The organism is Actinophytocola sp., assembly GCF_035712165.1.
GTDB lineage: Bacteria > Actinomycetota > Actinomycetes > Mycobacteriales > Pseudonocardiaceae > DASYTH01.
In genome coordinates this window covers 1-19,724 of the sequence record NZ_DASTBH010000111.1, presented here as the reverse complement: position 1 = coordinate 19,724, position 19,724 = coordinate 1, and the positions used below count along the sequence as shown (strand labels likewise).

Genomic DNA, 19,724 nt, shown 5'->3' with positions numbered 1-19,724 from the left:
CCGCGACCCGTACAAGCGGGTCGACATCCTGGCCAGCAGCCGGCACGTGGTGGTCGAGGTGGACGGGGTGCGGGTGGCCGACTCCCACGCGCCGCGCATCCTGTTCGAGACCAGCCTGCCGCCGCGGTACTACCTGCCGCTCCCCGACGTGCGGATGGACCTGCTGCGACCCTCCGCCACCTCGACCCGGTGCCCGTACAAGGGAACCGCGAGCTACTGGAACATCGCGATCGGCGACGTGGAGCACGCCGACCTGGTGTGGTGCTACCGCGCGCCGGTCGCGGAGAGCCAGAAGGTCGCCGGCCTGGCCTGCTTCTACAACGAGAAGGTCGACATCTACCTCGACGGCGAACTGCAGGAGCGACCGAGGACGCCGTTCAGCTGAGCTCGTCGATGGCCCGCCAGATTCGCTTTTCCGACACCGGATACGGCGTGCCCAGGGTCTGGGCGAAGTAGCTGACCCGCAGTTCCTCGATCATCCAGCGGATCGCCGTGGCGCCCGGACGGTCGGCGATCTCCCGGTAGGCCTGCCATACGTCGTGCACCGAGGCCATCCATTCGGCGTCCCGGGCCGGGCGCTCCGGCAGCTTCTCCAGCCGCCGCACGATGCCGTGCAGATAGCGGACCAGATCGGGCAGCCGGTCGTAGCCGGTCGCGGTGCCGAACCCGCGGTAGACCAGGCCGGCGAGTTGCGCGCGCATGTCGGCGACGGTCGCGGCGAACGCGGGCCCGGTGCGGGCGGCCAGCCGGTCGGCCGCGTCGTGCTCGGCGGCCAGCACGTCCCGCACGGTGATGATCACCTCGAAGGCGGTGCGCTCCAGCCCGGCGCGCACCGTGTCCCGCAGCGCCTGGAACGCCGCGCGATCCCAGGCCGGGCCGCCGCCGGTGGCGATCAGCTTGTCCGCGGCGCAGTTGACGCAGTCGTCGAGCAGGTCGGGAACCCCGTCGTACGGGTTGCGGGACAGGGTCAGCTTGGCCTCGTTGGGCAGCCGGCGGACCAGCTGCTTGACCGGGGACGGCACGGTGAGCAGCACGAGTTTCCTGGTGCCGCGCCACATTTGCGCGCGCTGCTCGGGCTGGGTGTCGAACAGCCGCACCGCGACCGTGGCGCCCTCGTCGGCCAGCGCCGGGTAGGCGGTGACCACCAGCCCGCCCCGGGACTGCTCGACGGTGCGCGGCAGTTCGTCGATCTCCCAGTCCCGCATGCCGGACCGCTCGATCCCACCGACCACTGTGGACAGTTCGGCGCGGACCTCGGCACGCAGCCGCTGTTTGAGCGCGCCGAGGTCCTTGCCCTCGGCCAGCACCCGGTCCGACTCGTCGACCACCCGGTAGGTGGCCTTGAGATACTCGGGCACCGCGGCAAGCTGCCAGGCATCCCGCGGCACGATCACACCGGTGAGGTCGCGCAGCGCGGCCCCGATCTCCTCCAGCGGCGGCGCGGTCGCCGGGTCGATCCGGTCCAGCACCGCGGCGGCGAAGTCGGGAACCGGAACGAAGTTGCGGCGCAAGGGTTTGGGCAGCGACCGGATCAGCGCGGTGACCAGTTCGGCGCGCAGCCCCGGCACCTGCCAGGGCAGCCCGTCCCCGCCGACCTGGTTGAGCACCGCGAGCGGCACGTTGACGGTCACCCCGTCGTCGCGCTCGCCGGGCTCGAACCGGTAGCTCAGCGGCAGCCGAAGACCGTTCTGTTGCAACGAGTCCGGGAAGTCCTGCGGCCGGAACGCGCGCGCGTCGTCGTTGATCAGCAGGTCCCGGTCGAAGGTCAGCAGGTCCGGGTCGCCGCGTCTGGCCTTCTTCCACCAGGTGTCGAAGTGCCGGCCGGACACCACCTCGGCGCCGATCCGCTTGTCGTAGAAGTCGAACAGCGCGTCCTCGTCGACCAGGATGTCCCGGCGTCGGGCCCGGTGCTCCAACTCCTCGACCTCGCCGATCAGCTCCCGGTTGCGGTGGAAGAACTCGTGCCGGGTCGGCCAGTCCCCCTCGACCAGCGCGTGCCGGATGAACAGTTCCCGGGACACCGCCGGGTCGACCCGGCCGTAGTTCACCGTGCGGTCCACCACCAGCGGCAGCCCGTAGAGCGTGACCTTCTCGGTGGCCAGCACCGCACCGCGCGCGGCGGACCAGCGCGGCTCGGAGTAGCTGCGCTTGACCAGGTGTCCGGCCAGCGGCTCGACCCATTCCGGTTCGATCCGGGCCGCGACCCGGCCCCACAGCTTGGAGGTCTCCACCAACTCGGCGGCCATCACCCAGCGCGGGGTCCGGCGGAACAGCACCGAGCCGGGGAACACCGAGAACCGGGAGTTGCGGGCGCCGACGTAGTCGCGGGTGAGCGGGTCCTTCATGCCGATGTGCGACAGGAGCCCGGCCAGCAGCGAGATGTGCACGTTCTTCGGGTCGGCCGCCTCCTTCGACGGCGTCACCCCCAGGCCCCTGGCGACCTGGCGGAGCTGGCTGTAGAGGTCCTGCCACTCGCGCACCCGCAGGTAGTTCAGGAACTCCGCCTTGCACAGCTTGCGGAACCGGCTGGCGGACAGCTCCTTCTGTTGCTCGCCGAGGTAGTTCCACAGCTTGAGGTAGGTCAGGAAGTCGGAGTCCGGCTCGGCGAACCGGGCGTGCTTGGCCTCCGCCGCCTGCCGGTGCTCGGCCGGCCGCTCCCGCGGGTCCTGAATGGACAGTGCGGCGGCGATCACCAGAACCTCGTGGACGCACCCGTTCTCGCCGGCCTCGAGCACCATCCGGCCCAACCGCGGGTCGACCGGCAGCTGGGCCAGCCGGCGGCCGGTCGCGGTGAGCTTGTCGGACCGGTCCAGGGCGCCGAGCTCGCGCAGCAGGGTGATCCCGTCCGAGACGTGCCGGCGGTCCGGCGGGTCGACGAACGGAAACGCCGCGATGTCGCCGAGATCGGCGGCGATCATCTGCAGGATCACCGACGCCAGGTTGGTGCGCAGGATCTCCGGGTCGGTGAACTCGGGCCGGGCGGCGTAGTCGTCCTCGGTGTAGAGCCGCAGGCAGATGCCGTCCGAGGTGCGCCCGCAGCGCCCGGAGCGCTGGTTCGCGCTGGCCTGGGAGACCGGCTCGATCGGCAGCCGCTGCACCTTGAGCCGGTTGCTGTAGCGGGAGACCCGGGCGGTGCCGGGGTCGATCACGTACTTGATCCCGGGGACGGTCAGCGAGGTCTCGGCGACGTTGGTGGCCAGGACGATCCGGCGGCCGCGGTGCGCCTGGAACACCCGGTGCTGTTCGGCCGAGGACAGCCGGGCGTAGAGCGGGAGGATCTCGGTGTTCGGCAGCGCCCGGTTGGTCAGCGCGTCGGCGGTGTCGCGGATCTCCCGCTCGCCGGACAGGAAGACCAGGATGTCGCCGGGCGGCTCGGCGGACAGTTCGTCGACCGCGTCCAGGATGGCCTGGGTCTGGTCGCGGTCGGGGTCGGAGTCCGGGTCGTCGGGGTCGATGACCGGCCGGTAGCGGATCTCGACCGGGTAGGTGCGCCCGGACACCTCGACGATCGGCGCGTCGCCGAAATGCCGGGAGAACCGCTCCGGGTCGATGGTCGCCGAGGTGATGATCACCTTGAGGTCCGGCCGGCGGGGCAGCAACTGCCTGAGGTAACCGAGGATGAAGTCGATGTTGAGGCTGCGTTCGTGCGCCTCGTCGATGATCAGCGTGTCGTACTGGTGCAGCATCCGGTCGGACTGGATCTCGGCCAGCAGGATGCCGTCGGTCATCAACTTGACCAGGGTGTCCTCGCTGGCCACGTCGGTGAACCGGACCTTCCAGCCGACCGCGCCGCCCAGCGGGATGGCCAGCTCCTCGGCGATTCGCTCGGCCACGGTGCGCGCGGCGATCCGGCGCGGCTGGGTGTGCCCGATCGTGCCGAGCACCCCGCGGCCCAGCTCCAGGCACATCTTGGGCAGCTGGGTGGTCTTGCCCGAGCCGGTCTCCCCGGCCACGATCACCACCTGGTGGTCGCGGAGGGCGGCCAGGATGTCGTCCCGCCGTGCGGTGATCGGCAGTTCCCCGGGATAGGTGATCGCCGGCACGTTCGCCCGCCGCCGCCGCACCCGCTCGGTGGCGTCGTTGACCTGGGCGGCCAGCTCGGCCAGCACCGCGTCCCGCGCCTCCGGCTTCCTGATCTTGCGCACGCCGTCCAGCCGACGCTGCAAACGACGCTGGTCGCGCACCATCAGCTCAGGGATCCGCTCGCGCACCGCCGCAAGCGAGAACTGGCCCTCCGGAGTACTCATACCCCCACCAGGTTAGGGCCTGCTCAGTCGATCAACGACTCAGTATCGGCTGGCCGGTCCGGGTCAGCCGAGGGTGCCGGCGGCCACGGTGATGATGGCGCGCACCTGGGCGATGATGTCGGTGCGGTTCTGGATGAACGTGGGGTCGGTGATCTCGGTGGTGTTGCCGGGGGCGAACTGCAGCACCGGGGTGTGCACGTGGCCGCCGGGCAGGTCGGCGTGCACGGCGTCGCGCAGCAGCGTGGTGCGGTAGGCGATCTCGTTGGACAGGTAGTCGCCGCCACCGCCCTGGCGGGCCACCGAGCCGGGAGTCGGTCCGCCCGGCTGGGTCACCGGGGTGGTCGAGCCGGCCGGGATCTCCACCACGGTGGTGTTGTCGAACACCGGGAACCGGCCGGTCGGGGTGCCCACGATGGTGGCGAACGGCAGGGTGGTCGGCACGAACTCGGGGGCGGGCAGCACGGTGGGCACGCCCGGCGGGATCGGGATGACCCCGGTGCGGGAGACGTTGAGGTTGTCGCCGAAGCCGCCGCGCCAGCGGCCGTTGTACCGCTCGATGTCGAAGCGTTCCGGCCGGCCCTGGCTGACCGTGGTGAACATGTCGACCTGGCGCCGGCCGGGCGTGAGGAACGGCAGGAAGGTGCGCTCCACGATGCCGGTGGCGAACGGGTCCCAGTTGACCGGGAACATCGCGGTCTCGATCCGCGCCGGGCCGGACGGGGTCTGCACGAGGGTGCCGTCCAGGGCCAGCGCGGTGGCGCCGGACGGGTTGCTCCGCCGGATGTCCACGTCCAGGACGAACGGGTCGAAGCCACTCATCAGGATGCGCTGCGCGCCGGGCGTGAAGTCCACCGAGTCCTGCCCGCGGGAGGACCGCTCCAGCGCGGCCACCAGCGCGTCGCGCTCGGCGGCCGGCAACCCGAAGGCCGGCGTCCACTGGCGCAGGGCGCGGGTCAGGGTGAGCCGGGCCCAGTACAGCGGGCGGTCGTCGGTGCGGTCCAGGCCCTGCGCCGGCAGCCGGCCCTGGGCGCGGGCGACGGCGGCGGACCACAGCAGGTGGCCCTGCGCGGTCGCCAGCCCAGCGGCCACCCGGGCGTTCGGGACGGCACACAGCGCCGGGCGCAGCACCTGGGCGAACCGGTCGTAACCGGTCAGGGCCAGGATCTCCTGCGGCACCGGCCGGTCCAGCCGCTGCTCCTCCACCGTGACCGGAGCAGCCGGGTCGAAGCAGCCGGCGGGAGTGGCGGCGGCGGTACCCGACACACCGGCCAGGCCGCCCGCAATGATCGAAACCGTGATGAGCAGGGCACGGATCATCCCGCCATCGTAGTTTCTGTAAGACCTCCGGCCCGCATTCACTCTTAACAGAAGCCAACCGAATCTGAACCGGATCCGAATCGTTTACGTGTGAGAGGCGGAGGTGGGAGAGAGATGACCAAGAACGAGCTGAACGCCCTGAGACATGTGGCCGCCGGAATGGTGCTTTTTCACAACGGCCTGTGGGGCGGCCCGGCCGGCTACCGCTGGGCCGGCGGGGACGGCGCCAGCGCCGGCCAGGTCCCACAGTGGGAGTCCGAGATCCTCAACCTGCTCGAGTGCCGCGGCCTGATCACCATTAGCCCGACCCTCGGCGCCCGCGACATGCCCGTGGTCGTCACCCCGGCAGCGCGCCGCCAACTGTCCAGTCCGGACCTTCCGGTCGCGGCATAAGGCGCTTGTCGACACGCCCACCATAGGGTGAAGAACTTTGCGGTAACCCCCTTGTCCAACCAAGATGTTGCCTCACGCACGCCGTCCTGACGGACTGTACGAGAGGCTTGTCCAATGCCGACGGAATCCGCGGTCGGGAATCATCCGCTGCTGGAAGACATTCACCGGGTGATCGTTGACCGGTCCTGTTCGGTGCTGTCGCTGGACATTTTCGACACCGTCCTGTGGCGCCGGGTGCCCCGTCCGACCGACGTGTTCGCGCTCGTGGGGTCGCGGTTGCGGGCGGCCGGCCGGTGCCCCTCCTGGATCACCGACGCGACGTTCCGCCGCATGCGGATCGCGGCGGAACAGCAGGCCCGCGACCGCCGCGAATCCTGGGGACGCGAGGTGTCGCTGTTCGACATCTGGCGGGAGATGCCGCTGGAGGCGTTCGGAAACGCCATGCTCGAGGAACTCGTGGCGACGGAGGTCGACGTCGAACGCGAGATCACCGTCGTCGACCTCGACATCGCGCAGGTCGTCCAGCTCGCCAAGAAACACGACGTGCCACTGGTTCTCGTCTCGGACACCTACTTCACCGAGGAGCACCTCCGGTTCCTGTTGGACCGCCAGGAGCTGGGCACCCTCGCCCAGGACGCGCGGGTCTTCCGCTCCCACCAGCACGGGCTGGACAAAGCCTCCGGCCTGTGGGAAATCGTGCTCGCCGAGCTGGGTCGTGAGCCCGAACAACTGGTGCACATCGGCGACAACGAGATCGCCGACCATGAGGTGCCCGCCGAGCTCGGCATCCGCACCCTGCACTACCAACGGATCGACGAGGACTTCGCCGCCACCCTGGACCGGGAACGCGAGCAGCTCGACCCATTCGGTCCACACGCGACCCACCTCGACCCACAGCATGGCGACCTCGGCCTGACCAGTCTTCGGGCCAAGGTGCTGCAAAGCCGGCCCCCGGGCTCCGACACGGCTTGGCGGTACGGCGCGAGCGTGCTCGGTCCGGTACTGACAGGTTTCGCCGAGTGGGCGGCCCGCTGGGCTCACGAGACGGGCACCCCGGTGCTCTGGTGCCCGATGCGGGAAGGCGAACTGCTCGCCAGGCTGATCAACGATGCCGCCCAGGCCCGGGGCTGGGAAGTCCATGCCCGACCCCTCTGGCTGTCGCGCCACGTGGTGACCGTCGCAGCCCTCGACCGCTTCGACGAGCAGTCGATCGCCGACTTCCTGCGGAAGCCCTACCAGCCCACCGTGCGGCAGTTGCTGGCCATGCTGCACCTTCGGCCCGGCGAGGTGCCGGCGCTGGCGGGCGAGCTGGATACCGTGCTGGACCACGGGAGTCCGATCATCGAGCGGGTCGCGGTAGCGCTCACCGAAGCACCGCACATCAGGAGCTATCTCGCCGCCAGGGTCGCCGCAACGCGGGATCGGCTGCTCGCGGTGCTGCGCGACGCCGGGGCGCTGGACGGCCCGGAGCTGACCATGGTCGATCTCGGGTGGGGTGGAACCATCCAGTACTACCTCGCCCAGGTGCTCAAGACCGCCCGGACCGGCGTGACTCCGAACGGTCTCTACCTGGCCACCGACTACCGATCCACCCGGGTCTACCTGGCCGGCTTGCGAGCCGAGGGTTATCTCGCGCAGGCCGGGCATCCGCACGAGGTCGCCGCGACGCTGTCCCGCAGCCCCGAGGTGATCGAGCAGTGTGTCAACGCATTGTGCGGATCGCTCGTCGACTTCGCCGAGGGCGGCGCGCCGGTACTGAGCACGAGCAGTGCCGCCCCCTCGCAGGATGCCCAGCGCAGAGCGGTCCAGGACGGGATCGTCGAGTTCCAGCGGCACTGGAACCGCTATGTGAACAGCGCGGCCGGGTCCTGGCCCGACCTCACCGAAGCGGGCCGGGACCGGCTGGGCCGCATCCTCGTCGCCGCGCACCAGGCCCCGGCCGCCGACGAGGCCGCGCTGTTCGGAAACTGGAAGCATGAGGACAACCTCGGCTCGGCGGTGGTGACCCGGATCCTGCCCGAGGATCTCGAACCGGCCATCCCCTACCTGTCGCCGAACGACCTGGCCGACCTCGACATGCGGGACACCTTCTGGCCGGCCCTGATCGCCGCTGCCAACCCGCACCTCGCCGCGGCGGTGCAGGCGATCACCGCCGGCCACGCCGACCCGGCGATGTTCGAACCGTGCGGGAAACCATTCAGGAGCCGGCTCCTCCACCGCTCGGTCGACGGCCGCTGGCAGGACGGGCCCAGCAAGCGGGTACGCATCAACCACAACGGGTTGTCCTTTGCTCGACTGAGTTTCGATGGCGGCGATACCGACCTCGTTTCGCTCGTGATCCCGGGCCGACCGGCCATCGTCCGAATCGACTGGATCGAGGCCCGGTTGACCGCCGCCGGCCGGCAGGTATCCGAGCCGATCCGGTGGGACTGTGCCGAGGATTTCGCCGGTCTCGGCTACCGGGACGGCCGCTGGCTCGGGGCGAACATGGTGGAGTTCCTCTCGTCCGACGGAGCGGTGATTCTGCCGCTGGCGGCTCGCGCCGGCGGACCAGTCACCGCCGCGCAGATCACGGTCGGGTTCGCGGTGCTGCCGCAGTCCATGTCACGGTTGGCGCCCAGGCTGCCGGGCGGCCCCGCCATGTCGCGCGTCTCGGCCCGGCTCCGGCAGGAGTACAGGGTGCGGGGCGCGACGGGCGTCGCCGTCGGGGCTGCCCGGGTGGCCCTGCGGAAGCTGGCAGGCCCGGCATGAACCGGTACATCGAGATCGGCAGCAAAGACGACCCACACGCCCAGGCCCGCCAGGCCCGCCAGCAGCCGATCCTGCTGCACTCCATGTCCGTGTTCCGCGAGTTGTTCGAGATCATCTTCGATGCCCGCGAGATATCCACCGTTGTCGAGATCGGTGTCGAGTCCGGTCAGGTCAGCCGCGTGTACGCCGAACTCGGCGCGTCGGCCGTCTACTGCGTGGACCCCCACCCCAGCGACGAGATGCGGGCCAACCTGGCCGGTCATGAGGCGACGAAGCTGGTGCAGGGCGCATCCCCGGCCGTTCTCCCGGAACTGCCCCTCGCCGATCTCTATGTCATCGACGGCGACCACAACTACGCGACCGTCCACGAAGAACTGACCTGGCTGATGGCCAACGCACCCGACGCCGTGATCGTGCTGCACGACGTGCTATGGCCGTGTGCGCGCCGGGACTCCTACTATCAGCCATCCACAGTCGATCTGGACAGCCGGCACCCGGACGGCGCCGATGGTCCGACGGTCTGGCATGACGAGCTGACCCTGGCGGGATTCGTCGGACTCGACGTATTCACCTGGGCAACCGAAGCCGGCGGCGAACGCAACGGTGTCCTCACCGCCGTCGAGGACGCACTCGGGTCGGCCAAGGGCTGGCGATTCGAACTGGTTCCCGCGGTCTTCGGCATGGGCATCCTCGCCCGGACTTCGCCGGCAACGGATGCCCTCTTCGAGCGCCTCCGACCGTTCACCGGTTCCCGTCTGCTCGCCCTCATGGAGAACAACCGAATCGCCCTGTACTGCCGCGTGCTGCAGATGCAGTGCGAGGCGGTGGCCCATGCCGACGACGCCAGCCGGCTGGCCGAGACCATCACCCGGCAACGGCAGGAGCTCGAGTGCGCGGCCCTGCGGCATGCCGGGGAGATTCACACGCTGAACCGTGAGATCGAGCGGCTGCGTGGCCTGTTGAGCCAAAGACTGCGGCCCCGGCTCAGCTCAGCTCTGTACCGCGTTGGCCGAGCCGCGAGCCACGCCCTCCCGACCAGATAGTTAGGTAGCGAAGTCAGGATGACCGACTGGCCAGACGCGTGGCTGATCATTCCGGTGTTCAACGAAGGACAGGTGGTCGGCGAGGTCGTCAGCGATGCCTGCCGAACATTCGCCAACGTCGTCTGCGTCGACGATGGCAGCAGGGACAACTCGGTGGCGGAGATTCGGCGCACGGACGCACACCTGATTCGCCATCCGGTGAACCTCGGCCCCGGGGCGGCTATTCAGACCGGGTTGGAGTACGCCAGGACACAGCCGGGCGCCCGATACTTCGTGACGTTCGACGCCGACGGGCAGCACCAGGTTCACGACGTGGAAACGATGCTCGAGCGGCTACGCTCCGAAGACGTCGACATCGTGCTCGGAACCCGATTCCGCGGGGACGCTTCCCATATTCCGTGGATCAAGCGTTTCGTTCTCAAGACCGTGGTCTCGATGAGCCCGAACCTTCGCCGGTTGGGCCTGACCGACGCGCACAACGGGCTGCGGGCGTTCAACCGAACCGTCGCCGACCGGATGAACATCACGCTGAACGGGATGAGCCATGCTTCGGAAATCATCTCGATGATCGCCCAGCATCGCTGGCGAGTGGCGGAGGAACCGGTCATGATCCGGTACACCGACTACTCGATGCACAAGGGGCAGCCGTTGATCAACGGCGTCAACATCATGTTTGACACCATGCTTCGAAACAGGACAGATGTGTAGATCATGCTGATCCAATACCTACTTATCGCATCCTCGATCAGCTTCCTGGTGCTGTTCCTGCGCAAGCGGGGCACCGCGCACACGGCAGCCGGAACGAAGCTGGGCTTCGTCAGTTTTGCCATTTTCAGCATCTACGCCGTGCTGCGGCCCGAAGACATCCAACTGATGGCCGACTGGGTAGGCGTGACCCGAGGCACGGACCTGCTGCTCTATGCACTGGTGGTCGTCTTCACCTTCGCGACACTCAACGCCTATCTGCGGTTCAAGGAGCTGGAGCTGAAGTACGCCCGGCTCGCGAGGACTATCGCAATTCGGCACGTGGACCGGCCAGCAGGGGCGAATTCAGAGTCCGCATTCGAATGACACGAATGGATGTTTCGACAGTGCCGAGCTTTCGACTGTGGTTGCTGGCCTTCGTCGGCTTCTTCCTGTTGCATGCCGGGTGGGCTTTCGCCACGCCCTACAACGGACCGCCTGACGAGCAGGAGCACACGCTGCGGGCAGCGGGAATCATGCACGGGGAGCTCATCGGCGATCCCGTGCTGTTCGGCAAACGCCTCGGCTTCGGGGGTATGCACACAGGCCCGGCCAGCCTCCAGCGTGGCTGGTGTTTTCCCACCAAGGTAAACGTCGCGGCCGACTGTGAGCCGGAACCCGGGGGTGACCAAACGGCGCGCAGCCACCACACGCGCGCTTCCTGGTACAACCCGATCTACTACGGGGTGACGGGGTGGCCGCTCGGATTGTGGCCGAACTGGACCGGGATCCTGCTGACCCGGTTGCTGACCGGTGCGGCGGTCGCGGCGCTGCTGGCTTGCGCCTTGGTGGTCGCGGTCCGTTGGACCCGGCACCGAGCGCTGGTCGCCGGTCTGGTCGTGGCGGTCACGCCAACATTGGCAAGCCTGGGCGGTGCGATCAATCCCAACGGAGTCGAGATCGCGGCGGGAGTGGCACTGTTCACCGCCCTCATCGCCGTGGTGCACGAGCAACGGGAGGGCGTGAACCGGGCAGCGGTCGCACTCGCGGGTGTTTCGGCCGGCGTGCTGGTGACCCCGAGGTTCACCGGCGTGCTGTGGCTGCTGGTGATCCTTGGCGTGATCCTCGTTCCTTCCTCGCGGGATCGGCTCGCCGTGCTGGCCCGATCCCGGCCGGTTCGGTTCTGGGCAGCCGTGGCCGGGGTCTGCACGCTCCTCTCCGTCGCCTGGACGATCTTCGCGGCGCCGGACAGCGATTTCATGGCGACCCCAACAACCCACTTTTCACTGACTGAGGTGCTGCGGTACGCGGTCCTCGACCACATGTGGCCCGACGTCGCAAACCAGATGGTCGCGGTCCCGGGGTGGAGCGAACTGGCGATGCCTCGGCTTGTCTATCTCGTCTGGTTCGCCACGCTCGGCATGCTGTTCCTGGGCGGACTCGTGCTCGGCCACCGGGTCGATCGGTGGCGTCTGCTGGCATTGCTCTTCGCCTGCTTCACCCCCCTGCTGGCCTTGGAGATCCTGACGGTGAACTATGTCGGATGGTTCAACCAAGGTCGGTACTTCCTGTCCGCCGCGGTCGGACTGCCCCTTCTCGGCGCCTACATACTTGCGCACCGGTCTTTCACGGCCGAACAGATCCGCACCACGACCAGGCTCTTGGCGACGCTCCTGCTTCCGATCCACTTCTTCTGTCTGGCCTACTCGATGACCCGATGGAACTCCGGGCTGCGGAGCCTCAATCCGTTCAACGGAAGCTGGTCACCGCCACTGGGCACCGCACTGCCGCTGGCTATGGCGGCTGTGGCCATCGCGGTCATGTTCCTCGTGTACTGGCGGGCATCCCGGATTCCGACGCCGCAGCCGGCTCCCGCCGAGTCGAGCGGCCATTCGACCCAGCGGGAGCCCGTGTCTCATGTTTGACCTTTACGCCGTCTGCCGGGCGAGCAGGTCCTGGTGATAGAGCCAGTCACCGCCGAGGTTCTTTATCGACACACCCGCACCGCGACCGAACGCTGCCTCGAGCGACCATTCATAGGGGAAGAACTGGGTATGTAGGCTGAACGTGTACTTGTATGGCCGCTGTTTCGGAACGACGATTACCACGGCTTCCTTGGCGACCCGCCGAAGCTCGCTGACCGCCGCACTGAGGTTCTTGACGTGCTCCAGCGTGTGCGTCGAGACGACGACGTCGAAGGAGTCGTCTCCGTAGGGCAGGCATTCGATATTGGCGCGTTCGAAGGTAACCGCCGGGAACCGCGCGCGCACATCGTCATCGATGACCACGTCGCATGCGGTGACCTTGTTGCTGGCGGACAGCCGCTCGGCGAGCAGGCCCCGGCCGCAGCCGACATCCAGGACGTTCTTGTTCTGCACCAAGCGCAGGATCTCGTTGAGACACTCCGTATTGAGATCGGTTTCGCCCTGGAGTTGCGAGACGTCCGCAGTCCGCTCGTACAACGCACCGAACTGCCGGTCCGAACTGGTGAAGACCCATTCCTTGAAGGTCATGAAGTCCCCCACCCTGTTCTTCAGGACGAACCGCATCGGCAGGTACATGAACCATCGGCTGTCACGGACGATCGGAGGAACTAGTTGATCGAGGACGTACTGCACAGTGATGCTGAACCGCCTTGACACGCGCACAAGAAACCTCCGACTGGACCATTCAGGGCACTCTGTTGCGCCATTCAGCGCAATGGTGAACCTACACCGGTACGCGCACCGTTCCGGCGCCACCCCGTGAGCGATCGAGCACCTGGTGTAACGGATGCCGGAAGGGTCAGAGCACGTCGCGGCTGAGGTGGGGGAAGACTTTGCCGATCTTGGTTAGGAGGTAGTCGCCGTAGGTGCCGGGGAAGTCGTGGGGGTCGGTGTGGTCCCAGCGGGGGGTGGGGGCGAGGGCGCGTTGGGCTACGGGGGTGATGTCGGCGGCGGGGTTGGGGTCGAAGAAGAAGGGGTAGGAGAGGCGGTCCTTTGTGGATGGGGGGAGGACGCGGTGGGGAGTGGAGCGGTAGTGGCCGGCGGTGAGGCGGTCGAGCATGTCGCCGATGTTGCAGACGAAGGAGTTGGGGATGGGGGTGGCGTCGAGCCAGCCGGACGTGGAGCGGATCTGGAGGCCGCCGGTGTCGTCCTGCTTGAGGATGGTGAGCAGGCCGTAGTCGGTGTGTTCGCCGACGCCCCAGGAGTCGGGGGGTGGGGTGGCGGCCCGAGGGTAGTTGAAGATGCGGAACAGGATCAGGGGGTCGGCGGTGTAGTGGTCGGCGAAGTAGTCCTCCTCCAGGTTGAGGCTGAGCGCGATGCCGCGCATCAGCGTGTGGCCGAGGGTGGTCATGGCGGCCAGGTACTCCAGGACCGTGGGGCGCAGGGCGGCCGGGTGGGTCGGGAACAGGTTGGGGCCGTGCAAGGGGGCACCGGCGCGGACCGAAGGGTGGTCAGGCGGTAGCTCCGCGCCGAAGTAGACGCCCTCCTTGAGGTCCGGGCGGCCGGAGGTCAGCTCGTCGCCGGGCGGGAAGTAGCCGCGCCAGGCCCGGCCGCCCAGCGACATCCGGATCTCCAGCTTGCGTTCGACGGGCTGGGCGAAGAACGCCCGGCTGTGCTCTTCGAGGCGGCGCTGCAGGTTCTCGTCCACGCCGTGGCCCACCACGTAGAAGAAACCGTCCTCCCGGCAGGCGCGGCCGATCTCGGCGGCCACAGCGTGCCGGCCGGGCTCAGCGGCGACCAGCGGGGCGATGTCGATCAACGGGATGCCGGGCATCCCTCCATCCTGCCAACCCGATCAACCTCCGGCGCCCCGTGTGTGCTCGGCGTCGCGGTGCAGGACGAGCCGCCACAGGTTCTGGTGGTTCTCGTGGCGGTAGTTCACCTCATCGACGGCCGCGCAGGCGAGAGCGATGCCGCGGCCGGACTCCGCCATCTCGTCGGGAAGCTTGCGCTGCGCCGGGTCGAACGGCAGGGGCGGCCCGGCGTCGCGGAACAACGCCCGGAGGTCGGCGCCGGTGTCGGCGAGGGTCAGGGTGAACACGTCGGTGTTGACGTACTCGGCGACGTTGTTGGCGATCTCCATGATCGCCGTCTCGAACCGGATGCGCTCGTGCATACCGAGGTCCGCGCACCCGTCCAGGAACTCCGTGAGCAGGTTGTGCACCTGCTCGAGCGACCCGGGATCGGCCGGCAGCGTGAGCTCCATGTCGACCTGGGCGCTCATTGCAGGGCCTCGGCGACGCTGTCGTACGGCCGAAGTACGCGGTCCAGGTTGGCGAGTTGGATGATGGTGGCTACCTGTGGGCCCATGCAGGCGATGCGCAGGTCGCCACCGGCCTGCCGGGTCGCCTTCAGGCCCGCGATGAGCGCGCCGAGTCCCGACGAGTCCATGAACTCGGTCTGGCTGAGGTCGACGACGACCCGCACCCGTTGTTCCTCCACCGCATGGAGCACCAGCGACCGCAACTGCGGCGCGGTGACCATGGTGAGCCGGCCCTGTGGCCGGATGACCGCCGCGTCGTCGCCGAACCCCGTGTCAAGTTCGATCACGCTGTCTTCTCCTCAGTCGGGGGCCCCTGATAGCGGGCCGCTTCGATGATCACGCTGAGCACGACGAGGTCGTAGACCATCCAGACCAGGTTGATCAAGATCGCCCCGGGCTCGGCCGTCCAGCCGAACACCAGCCGCAGGATGGCGACCACCGCGGCGGTGGCCAGCGCCCCGATCGCGACGAGCTGCGGCCAGATCAGCCGCCACGGAAACTCGCGGCGCTCCTCGCGCACCTTGGGCGTCACCACGAAGCCGAGCTTGCGGCCGAAATAGACGTTGCCGACGACGGTGACGCACGCCCGGATCCACAGCGGGAACAGCGCGAGGCTGTACTGCTGGCCGCGCCAGGTCTTGATGCCGTAGCCGACAGCGAGGAACATCGCCTGGGTGCACAGCAGGTACGGGATCAGGCGGACCATGAAGCCGCCGCTGACGCCCTGTACCGGGCGGACGTCGAACAGCACCCACAGCACCGGGCAGGCGATGTAGACGACCGCGGCGAAACCGCACAGGTAGCTCCACATCGTGGCGAAGTACATCGTGCGCTGGCCCAGGCTCAACCCGGGCTTGGTGAGCGGGTTCTCCTTGAAGAACACCTGGATCGTGCCCTGAGCCCAGCGCAGCCGCTGGCCGAGCATCGTGGCCAGGCTCTCCGGCGCCAGGCCGTGCGCGAGGATCTCGTGGTGGTAGACGCTGCGCCAGCCCAACGCGTGCAGCCGCATGGCGGTGGTCATGTCCTCGGTGACCGAGATCGTGGCCACCGGCATGATCGGCTGGGCCTCGCTGTCCAGGTCCACGTCGACCGCCCTGACCAGCGCCCGGACCTCTTCCAGCGCGCCGAGCGGGCTCCACTCGCGGTCGGCGAGCCGGTCCAGCGCCGCCTCGTCCACCACCATGGCGCCGACGTCGTGGTCGGCCTCGAGGGGCAGGGACTCGAGCTCGGCGAGCTCGGCCAGGTCGGCCTTGAGCGCTTCGAGATCGGAGGCGACCATGCCGCGGCTGGCGAGGTCGACCCGCTCCTGGAAGTCCTGGGTGATCAGGGCGACCGGCACGCCGGAGCGCAGCTCCGCGCGGGCCTGCCGGACCGCGTTGCCGACCCCGTCGAGCGCCATGACGGCGCCGGGTCCGTACGTCCGGGCCTGGGTGCGGGCCTTGGCAACTACCGATCCGGCGGCCCGCAGCGCGTCGCCCACCGCCGTCTGCACCGCCTTCACATAGCCGACCACACCGAGCTGCATCAGGGCGTCCCGGCGCAGCACCGCGTTGGAGCCGCAGAAGAAGGCGGCGTTCCAGCCGTCCTTACCCTGCTGGATCGGCCCGTAGAACAGCGGGGACTGGCAGCCGAGCGGATCGTGGTCCTCGACGTTGACGAAGTACTGCGGGGTCTGGACGATCGCCACCCTGGGGTCGGTGAAGTAGCCGAGGGTGCGGTCCAGGATGGCCGGCAGCGGAACCTGGTCGGCGTCCAGGATCAGCAGGAACTCACCCTGGGTGGCGAACAGGGCGTTGTTCAGGTTTCCAGCCTTGGCGTGCCGGGGCCGGTCGGCCCAGTCCGCGCTGCGGGTGAGGTAGCCGATGCCGGCGGCCTCCGCCGCGGCACGCATCTCGGCGCGGTCGCCATCGTCAAGCACCCAGGTCAGGTGCGGAAACCGGATCCGGTGTGCCGCCCGGGCGGTGTCCATCACCAGGTCCACCGGCTCGTTGTAGGTGGTGATGAACACGTCGACGGTCGCGTCCGGAGCCGGCGGCGGGGGCTCGCCCCGTTCGCGCAGCCGCCACATGGTGGCGCCGAAGAAGAAGGTGTCGATGAGGCTGTAGGTCTCGGCGAGGACCAGGGGCAGGGCGATCCAGGCGGCCGACCAGTTGATCGAGTCCAGCCACCGCCAGACCAGGTAGTTGATCCCGGTGATGGCCGCGAGCACCGCGGTCACCCGGATCAGGGTCAACCGGCTGGGCAGCCGGCTCCGCAGGCCGGCCGCCGGCCGTTCGGTCACGAAGGACTCCGCCTGATCACACACACGGTCACGTCGTCGGACAGGGTGGTTTCGGCGGCCCGCCGGGTGAAGTAGTCGACGATGGCGCCGGCCCCCTGGTCGGCGACCATGCGGGCGTCGTCCGCGATCACGTCGATCGAGGCGGCGGTGCCGTCGTAGAGGTCGAGCACGCCGTCGCTGAAGATGAGCGCGGTCTCACCCGGTGCCAGCGTCAGCGGCAGCTCCGACCGCTTCTCGCCGGGCAGCACACCGAGCGGGAGGCTCCCCATTCCGGCCGGAACCCGCCCGGTGGTTCCGTCCTCGCGCAGCGAAACTATGAGCCCGTGGCCGGCGTCGACGTAGCGCAGCACGTGCGTTTCGGGGTTCAGCTCGCCGTGGCAGAGCGTGATCATGGTCCCGGTGCTCTCCAGCTCCTCCTGCAACGCGAGGTCGGCGAGCTCGACCGCCTCGGCGGGCGGGTACTGGCGCCCGAAGGCCCGCAGCACGCTGCACGCCGCGGACATGACCATCGCCGCGCCGATCCCCTTGCCCATCACGTCGCCACAGGACATGGCCAGTCCCCGGTCCGTGGGGTACCAGTCGAAGAAGTCGCCGCCCACGCCGCGGCACGGCACGCAGGTCGCGGCAATCTCATACCCGGGCACCTGCGGCCTGGTCTCCGGCATCAGCTTGCGCTGCACCTCGGCGGCCTGGTCGGCCTCCACGGACTGCTTCAGCTCGCGCAGCACCCACCATTCCAGCTCCGCGAGGAGTTCCCGGTCCCGCTCGGAGCACGTCCGGGACTGATGATCAGCCACGAACAGGGTGGCCACCTGGATCCCGTCCGCCGACCGCACCGGCTGTCCCGCGTAGAAGCGGATCGGTTGCTGCCGGGCCAGCCGCCCGAGCCCGTCCTCCGGTCCGGCGTCCTCGACGACCCGCGTGCCCTCCGCCGAGGTCGCGAGCCCGGCCAGCGCCTGGGTCTCCGGGGACTCCAGCGGGGCCAGCCCGATCGCCGCCTTCAGGTAGGGCTGCCCCGCATCCCGCATGGCGATGCCGGCCCCCGCGACGTCCAACGCTAGACGGGCCAGCAGCGCGATGCGGTCGAACCGCTCCTCCGGTCCACTGTGGAGCGCGCCGAGAATCTCCAACTCGGCCGCCCCGCCGCTCTCGGCGCCACTCGGAGGGAGCTGTCTGGGAAACATCACGCCGGTCATCGCTTCGCCTCCGCACGGCCGGAATCTGACCCCTGCCAGAATGCCTCCGCAGGCGTCGGCACACCGGGTAGAAATGTCACCCCCATAGGTGAATGTGTTGTAACCCGGGCCGTCCACACGGGTGCGCGGGCCGGCTAGGGGGTACGCCGGTAGGCACACACGGTGACGTCATCGGACAGGGCTTTTCCGGTGGCCCGCTCGATGAAGTGGTCGACGATCGCCTCCGCGCCCTGGCCGAGGACCGCCCCGGCCTCCGCCGCGATCACGTCGATCGAGGCGGCGGTGCCGTCGTACAGGTCGAGCAGCCCATCGCTGAAGATCACCGCTGCGTCGCCCGGCGCCAGCCGCATCGCGATCTCCGGACGCGGCTCGTCCGGGAAGATGCCCAGCGGCAGGCTCTTCATGCTGGCCGGGGCCCGGCGCACGGTCCCGTCCGCGAGCAGCGTGAACATCAGCCCGTGGCCGGCGTCGACATAGCGCACCACACCGGTCGCGGGGGTGAGCTCCCCGTGACAAACGGTGATCATGGTCTCGGTGCTCTCCAACTCCTCGCGCAGGGCGTGGTCGGCGAACTCGATCGCCTGGGCCGGCGGGTACTGGCGCCCGGCGCCGCGCAGGATGCTGCACGCGGCGGACATCACGATGGCCCCGCCGATCCCCTTGCCCATCACGTCGGCGAGGGTCATCGCGACACCCCGGTCGGTGAAGTACCAGTCGAAGAAGTCCCCGCCCACCCCACGGCACGGCACGCACGCGGCCGCGAACTCGTACCCGTCCACCCGGGGTGGCTGCTCCGGCATCAGCTTGCGCTGCACCTCCGCGGCGTGGAAGAGCTCAGCGGACTGCTGCAACGCCCGCTCCACCCACCACTTCAGCTCCGCGAGCAACATCACCTCGCGCTTGCTGAAGTTCCGGGGCCGGTGGTCCACCACGAACAGGCTGCCCAGCGGGTCCCCGGCCGGCGACCGGACCGGAATCCCGGCATAGAACCGAATCGGCTGCTGGTTCGGGAGCATCCCGAGCCCCGCGTCCGGCCGCACGTCTTCGATCACGTTCAGGCCCGCATGGGACACCGCGAACCGGGCCAGCGCCTCGGCTTCGGCCGAGTCCGCCGCGGGCAGACCGGCTGCCGCGTTCACGGCCGGGGCGGGACTCAACATGGCGATCCCCGCTCCCGCCGCATCGAGCACCCGCAACGCCAGCGCCGGGATCCGGTTGACCCGGTCGTCCGAATCGGCGCGCAGCAGGCCGAACTTCTCCCGGCCGCGCGCCGTGGTGCCCGTATCGCTGGTGGGGAGCTGGCTGGGGAACATCACGCCGGTCATCGATTCGCCTCCACCCCGGCTGGAATGTCGCTCCTGCCAGCATCCTCTGACCCATGGCGCCATATCGGGTATAAATTCCACCCCATCAGGTGAAGCTGTCCCGGACGGACATCCCGGCCGGCAGGCCGGCCAGCCGGAGTAGCAGATCCTTGACCTCGGTGGCCGCGTAGCGGTCCCGGGCCTGGGTCGAGTCGGAGCAGAGCAGCACCGGTCCGTCCGCCGGGTCGTCGTGCAGCAGG

16 protein-coding genes are annotated in these 19,724 nt (G+C 69.0%); 7 read left to right on the top strand and 9 right to left on the bottom strand.

Translation table 11 applies throughout. The features are described 5' to 3' along the window. Positions 1-385, top strand: a 385-nt coding sequence (locus tag VFO68_RS05710; protein WP_325157097.1) for a DUF427 domain-containing protein, incomplete at its 5' end; no start/stop codon positions are given. Here VFO68_RS05710 and hrpA read toward each other — a convergent pair. Next, a complete protein-coding gene (hrpA, locus tag VFO68_RS05705) occupies positions 378-4,247 on the bottom strand; it encodes an ATP-dependent RNA helicase HrpA (protein WP_325157096.1) in 3,870 nt (1,289 codons plus the stop codon). The genes VFO68_RS05710 and hrpA overlap by 8 nt on opposite strands. A gap of 63 nt (positions 4,248-4,310) precedes the next feature. After that, positions 4,311-5,564, bottom strand: a complete 1,254-nt coding sequence (locus VFO68_RS05700; RefSeq protein ID WP_325157095.1) for a pyroglutamyl peptidase — start codon at positions 5,562-5,564, stop codon at positions 4,311-4,313. Positions 5,565-5,678: 114 nt separating this feature from the next. Between VFO68_RS05700 and VFO68_RS05695 the strand changes: the two genes are divergently transcribed. From VFO68_RS05695 to VFO68_RS05670, 6 genes are all read left to right on the top strand, one after another. Next, entirely contained in the window at positions 5,679-5,957 is a 279-nt protein-coding gene (locus VFO68_RS05695) for a hypothetical protein (protein WP_325157094.1), read from the top strand. 168 nt (positions 5,958-6,125) lie between these two features. After that, positions 6,126-8,708 (top strand): HAD family hydrolase, encoded by a 2,583-nt coding sequence (locus tag VFO68_RS05690; protein ID WP_325157093.1) that lies wholly within the window; start codon positions 6,126-6,128, stop codon positions 8,706-8,708. 83 nt (positions 8,709-8,791) lie between these two features. Beyond that, on the top strand, positions 8,792-9,751 hold the full coding sequence (locus tag VFO68_RS05685) for a class I SAM-dependent methyltransferase (protein ID WP_325157098.1): 960 nt from the start codon (positions 8,792-8,794) through the stop codon (positions 9,749-9,751). 18 nt (positions 9,752-9,769) lie between these two features. Then, complete coding sequence (locus VFO68_RS05680) at positions 9,770-10,459, top strand: glycosyltransferase family 2 protein (RefSeq protein ID WP_325157092.1); 690 nt, start codon at positions 9,770-9,772, stop codon at positions 10,457-10,459. 3 nt (positions 10,460-10,462) lie between these two features. Next, the gene (locus VFO68_RS05675; protein ID WP_325157091.1) at positions 10,463-10,822 is read left to right on the top strand and encodes a DUF2304 domain-containing protein; all 360 of its coding nucleotides are present in this window, start codon (positions 10,463-10,465) and stop codon (positions 10,820-10,822) included. Positions 10,823-10,827: 5 nt separating this feature from the next. Then, complete coding sequence (locus VFO68_RS05670; protein ID WP_325157090.1) at positions 10,828-12,360, top strand: DUF2142 domain-containing protein; 1,533 nt, start codon at positions 10,828-10,830, stop codon at positions 12,358-12,360. Positions 12,361-12,363: 3 nt separating this feature from the next. Here the strand turns inward: VFO68_RS05670 and VFO68_RS05665 are convergent, their stop codons facing one another. The 7 genes from VFO68_RS05665 to VFO68_RS05635 form a co-directional block, all read right to left on the bottom strand. Further along, the gene (locus VFO68_RS05665; protein WP_325157089.1) at positions 12,364-13,053 is read right to left on the bottom strand and encodes a class I SAM-dependent methyltransferase; all 690 of its coding nucleotides are present in this window, start codon (positions 13,051-13,053) and stop codon (positions 12,364-12,366) included. A gap of 166 nt (positions 13,054-13,219) precedes the next feature. Further along, a complete protein-coding gene (locus VFO68_RS05660; RefSeq protein WP_325157088.1) occupies positions 13,220-14,194 on the bottom strand; it encodes an isopenicillin N synthase family dioxygenase in 975 nt (324 codons plus the stop codon). A gap of 21 nt (positions 14,195-14,215) precedes the next feature. Further along, complete coding sequence (locus VFO68_RS05655; protein WP_325157087.1) at positions 14,216-14,644, bottom strand: ATP-binding protein; 429 nt, start codon at positions 14,642-14,644, stop codon at positions 14,216-14,218. Then, the gene (locus VFO68_RS05650) at positions 14,641-14,970 is read right to left on the bottom strand and encodes an STAS domain-containing protein (protein WP_325157086.1); all 330 of its coding nucleotides are present in this window, start codon (positions 14,968-14,970) and stop codon (positions 14,641-14,643) included. The genes VFO68_RS05655 and VFO68_RS05650 overlap by 4 nt, the downstream gene beginning before the upstream one ends. Further along, positions 14,967-16,964 carry a glycosyltransferase family 2 protein gene (locus VFO68_RS05645; protein ID WP_325157085.1) on the bottom strand — a complete coding sequence of 666 codons (1,998 nt, stop codon included), beginning with the start codon at positions 16,962-16,964 and terminating at the stop codon, positions 14,967-14,969. Before VFO68_RS05645 ends, VFO68_RS05650 begins: the two co-directional genes overlap by 4 nt. Next, a complete protein-coding gene (locus VFO68_RS05640; RefSeq protein WP_325157084.1) occupies positions 16,961-18,160 on the bottom strand; it encodes a PP2C family protein-serine/threonine phosphatase in 1,200 nt (399 codons plus the stop codon). The genes VFO68_RS05645 and VFO68_RS05640 overlap by 4 nt, the downstream gene beginning before the upstream one ends. Before the next feature lie 134 nt (positions 18,161-18,294). After that, positions 18,295-19,485, bottom strand: coding sequence for a PP2C family protein-serine/threonine phosphatase (locus VFO68_RS05635; RefSeq protein ID WP_325157083.1), 1,191 nt, complete (start codon positions 19,483-19,485; stop codon positions 18,295-18,297). Positions 19,486-19,724: the final 239 nt, after the last annotated feature.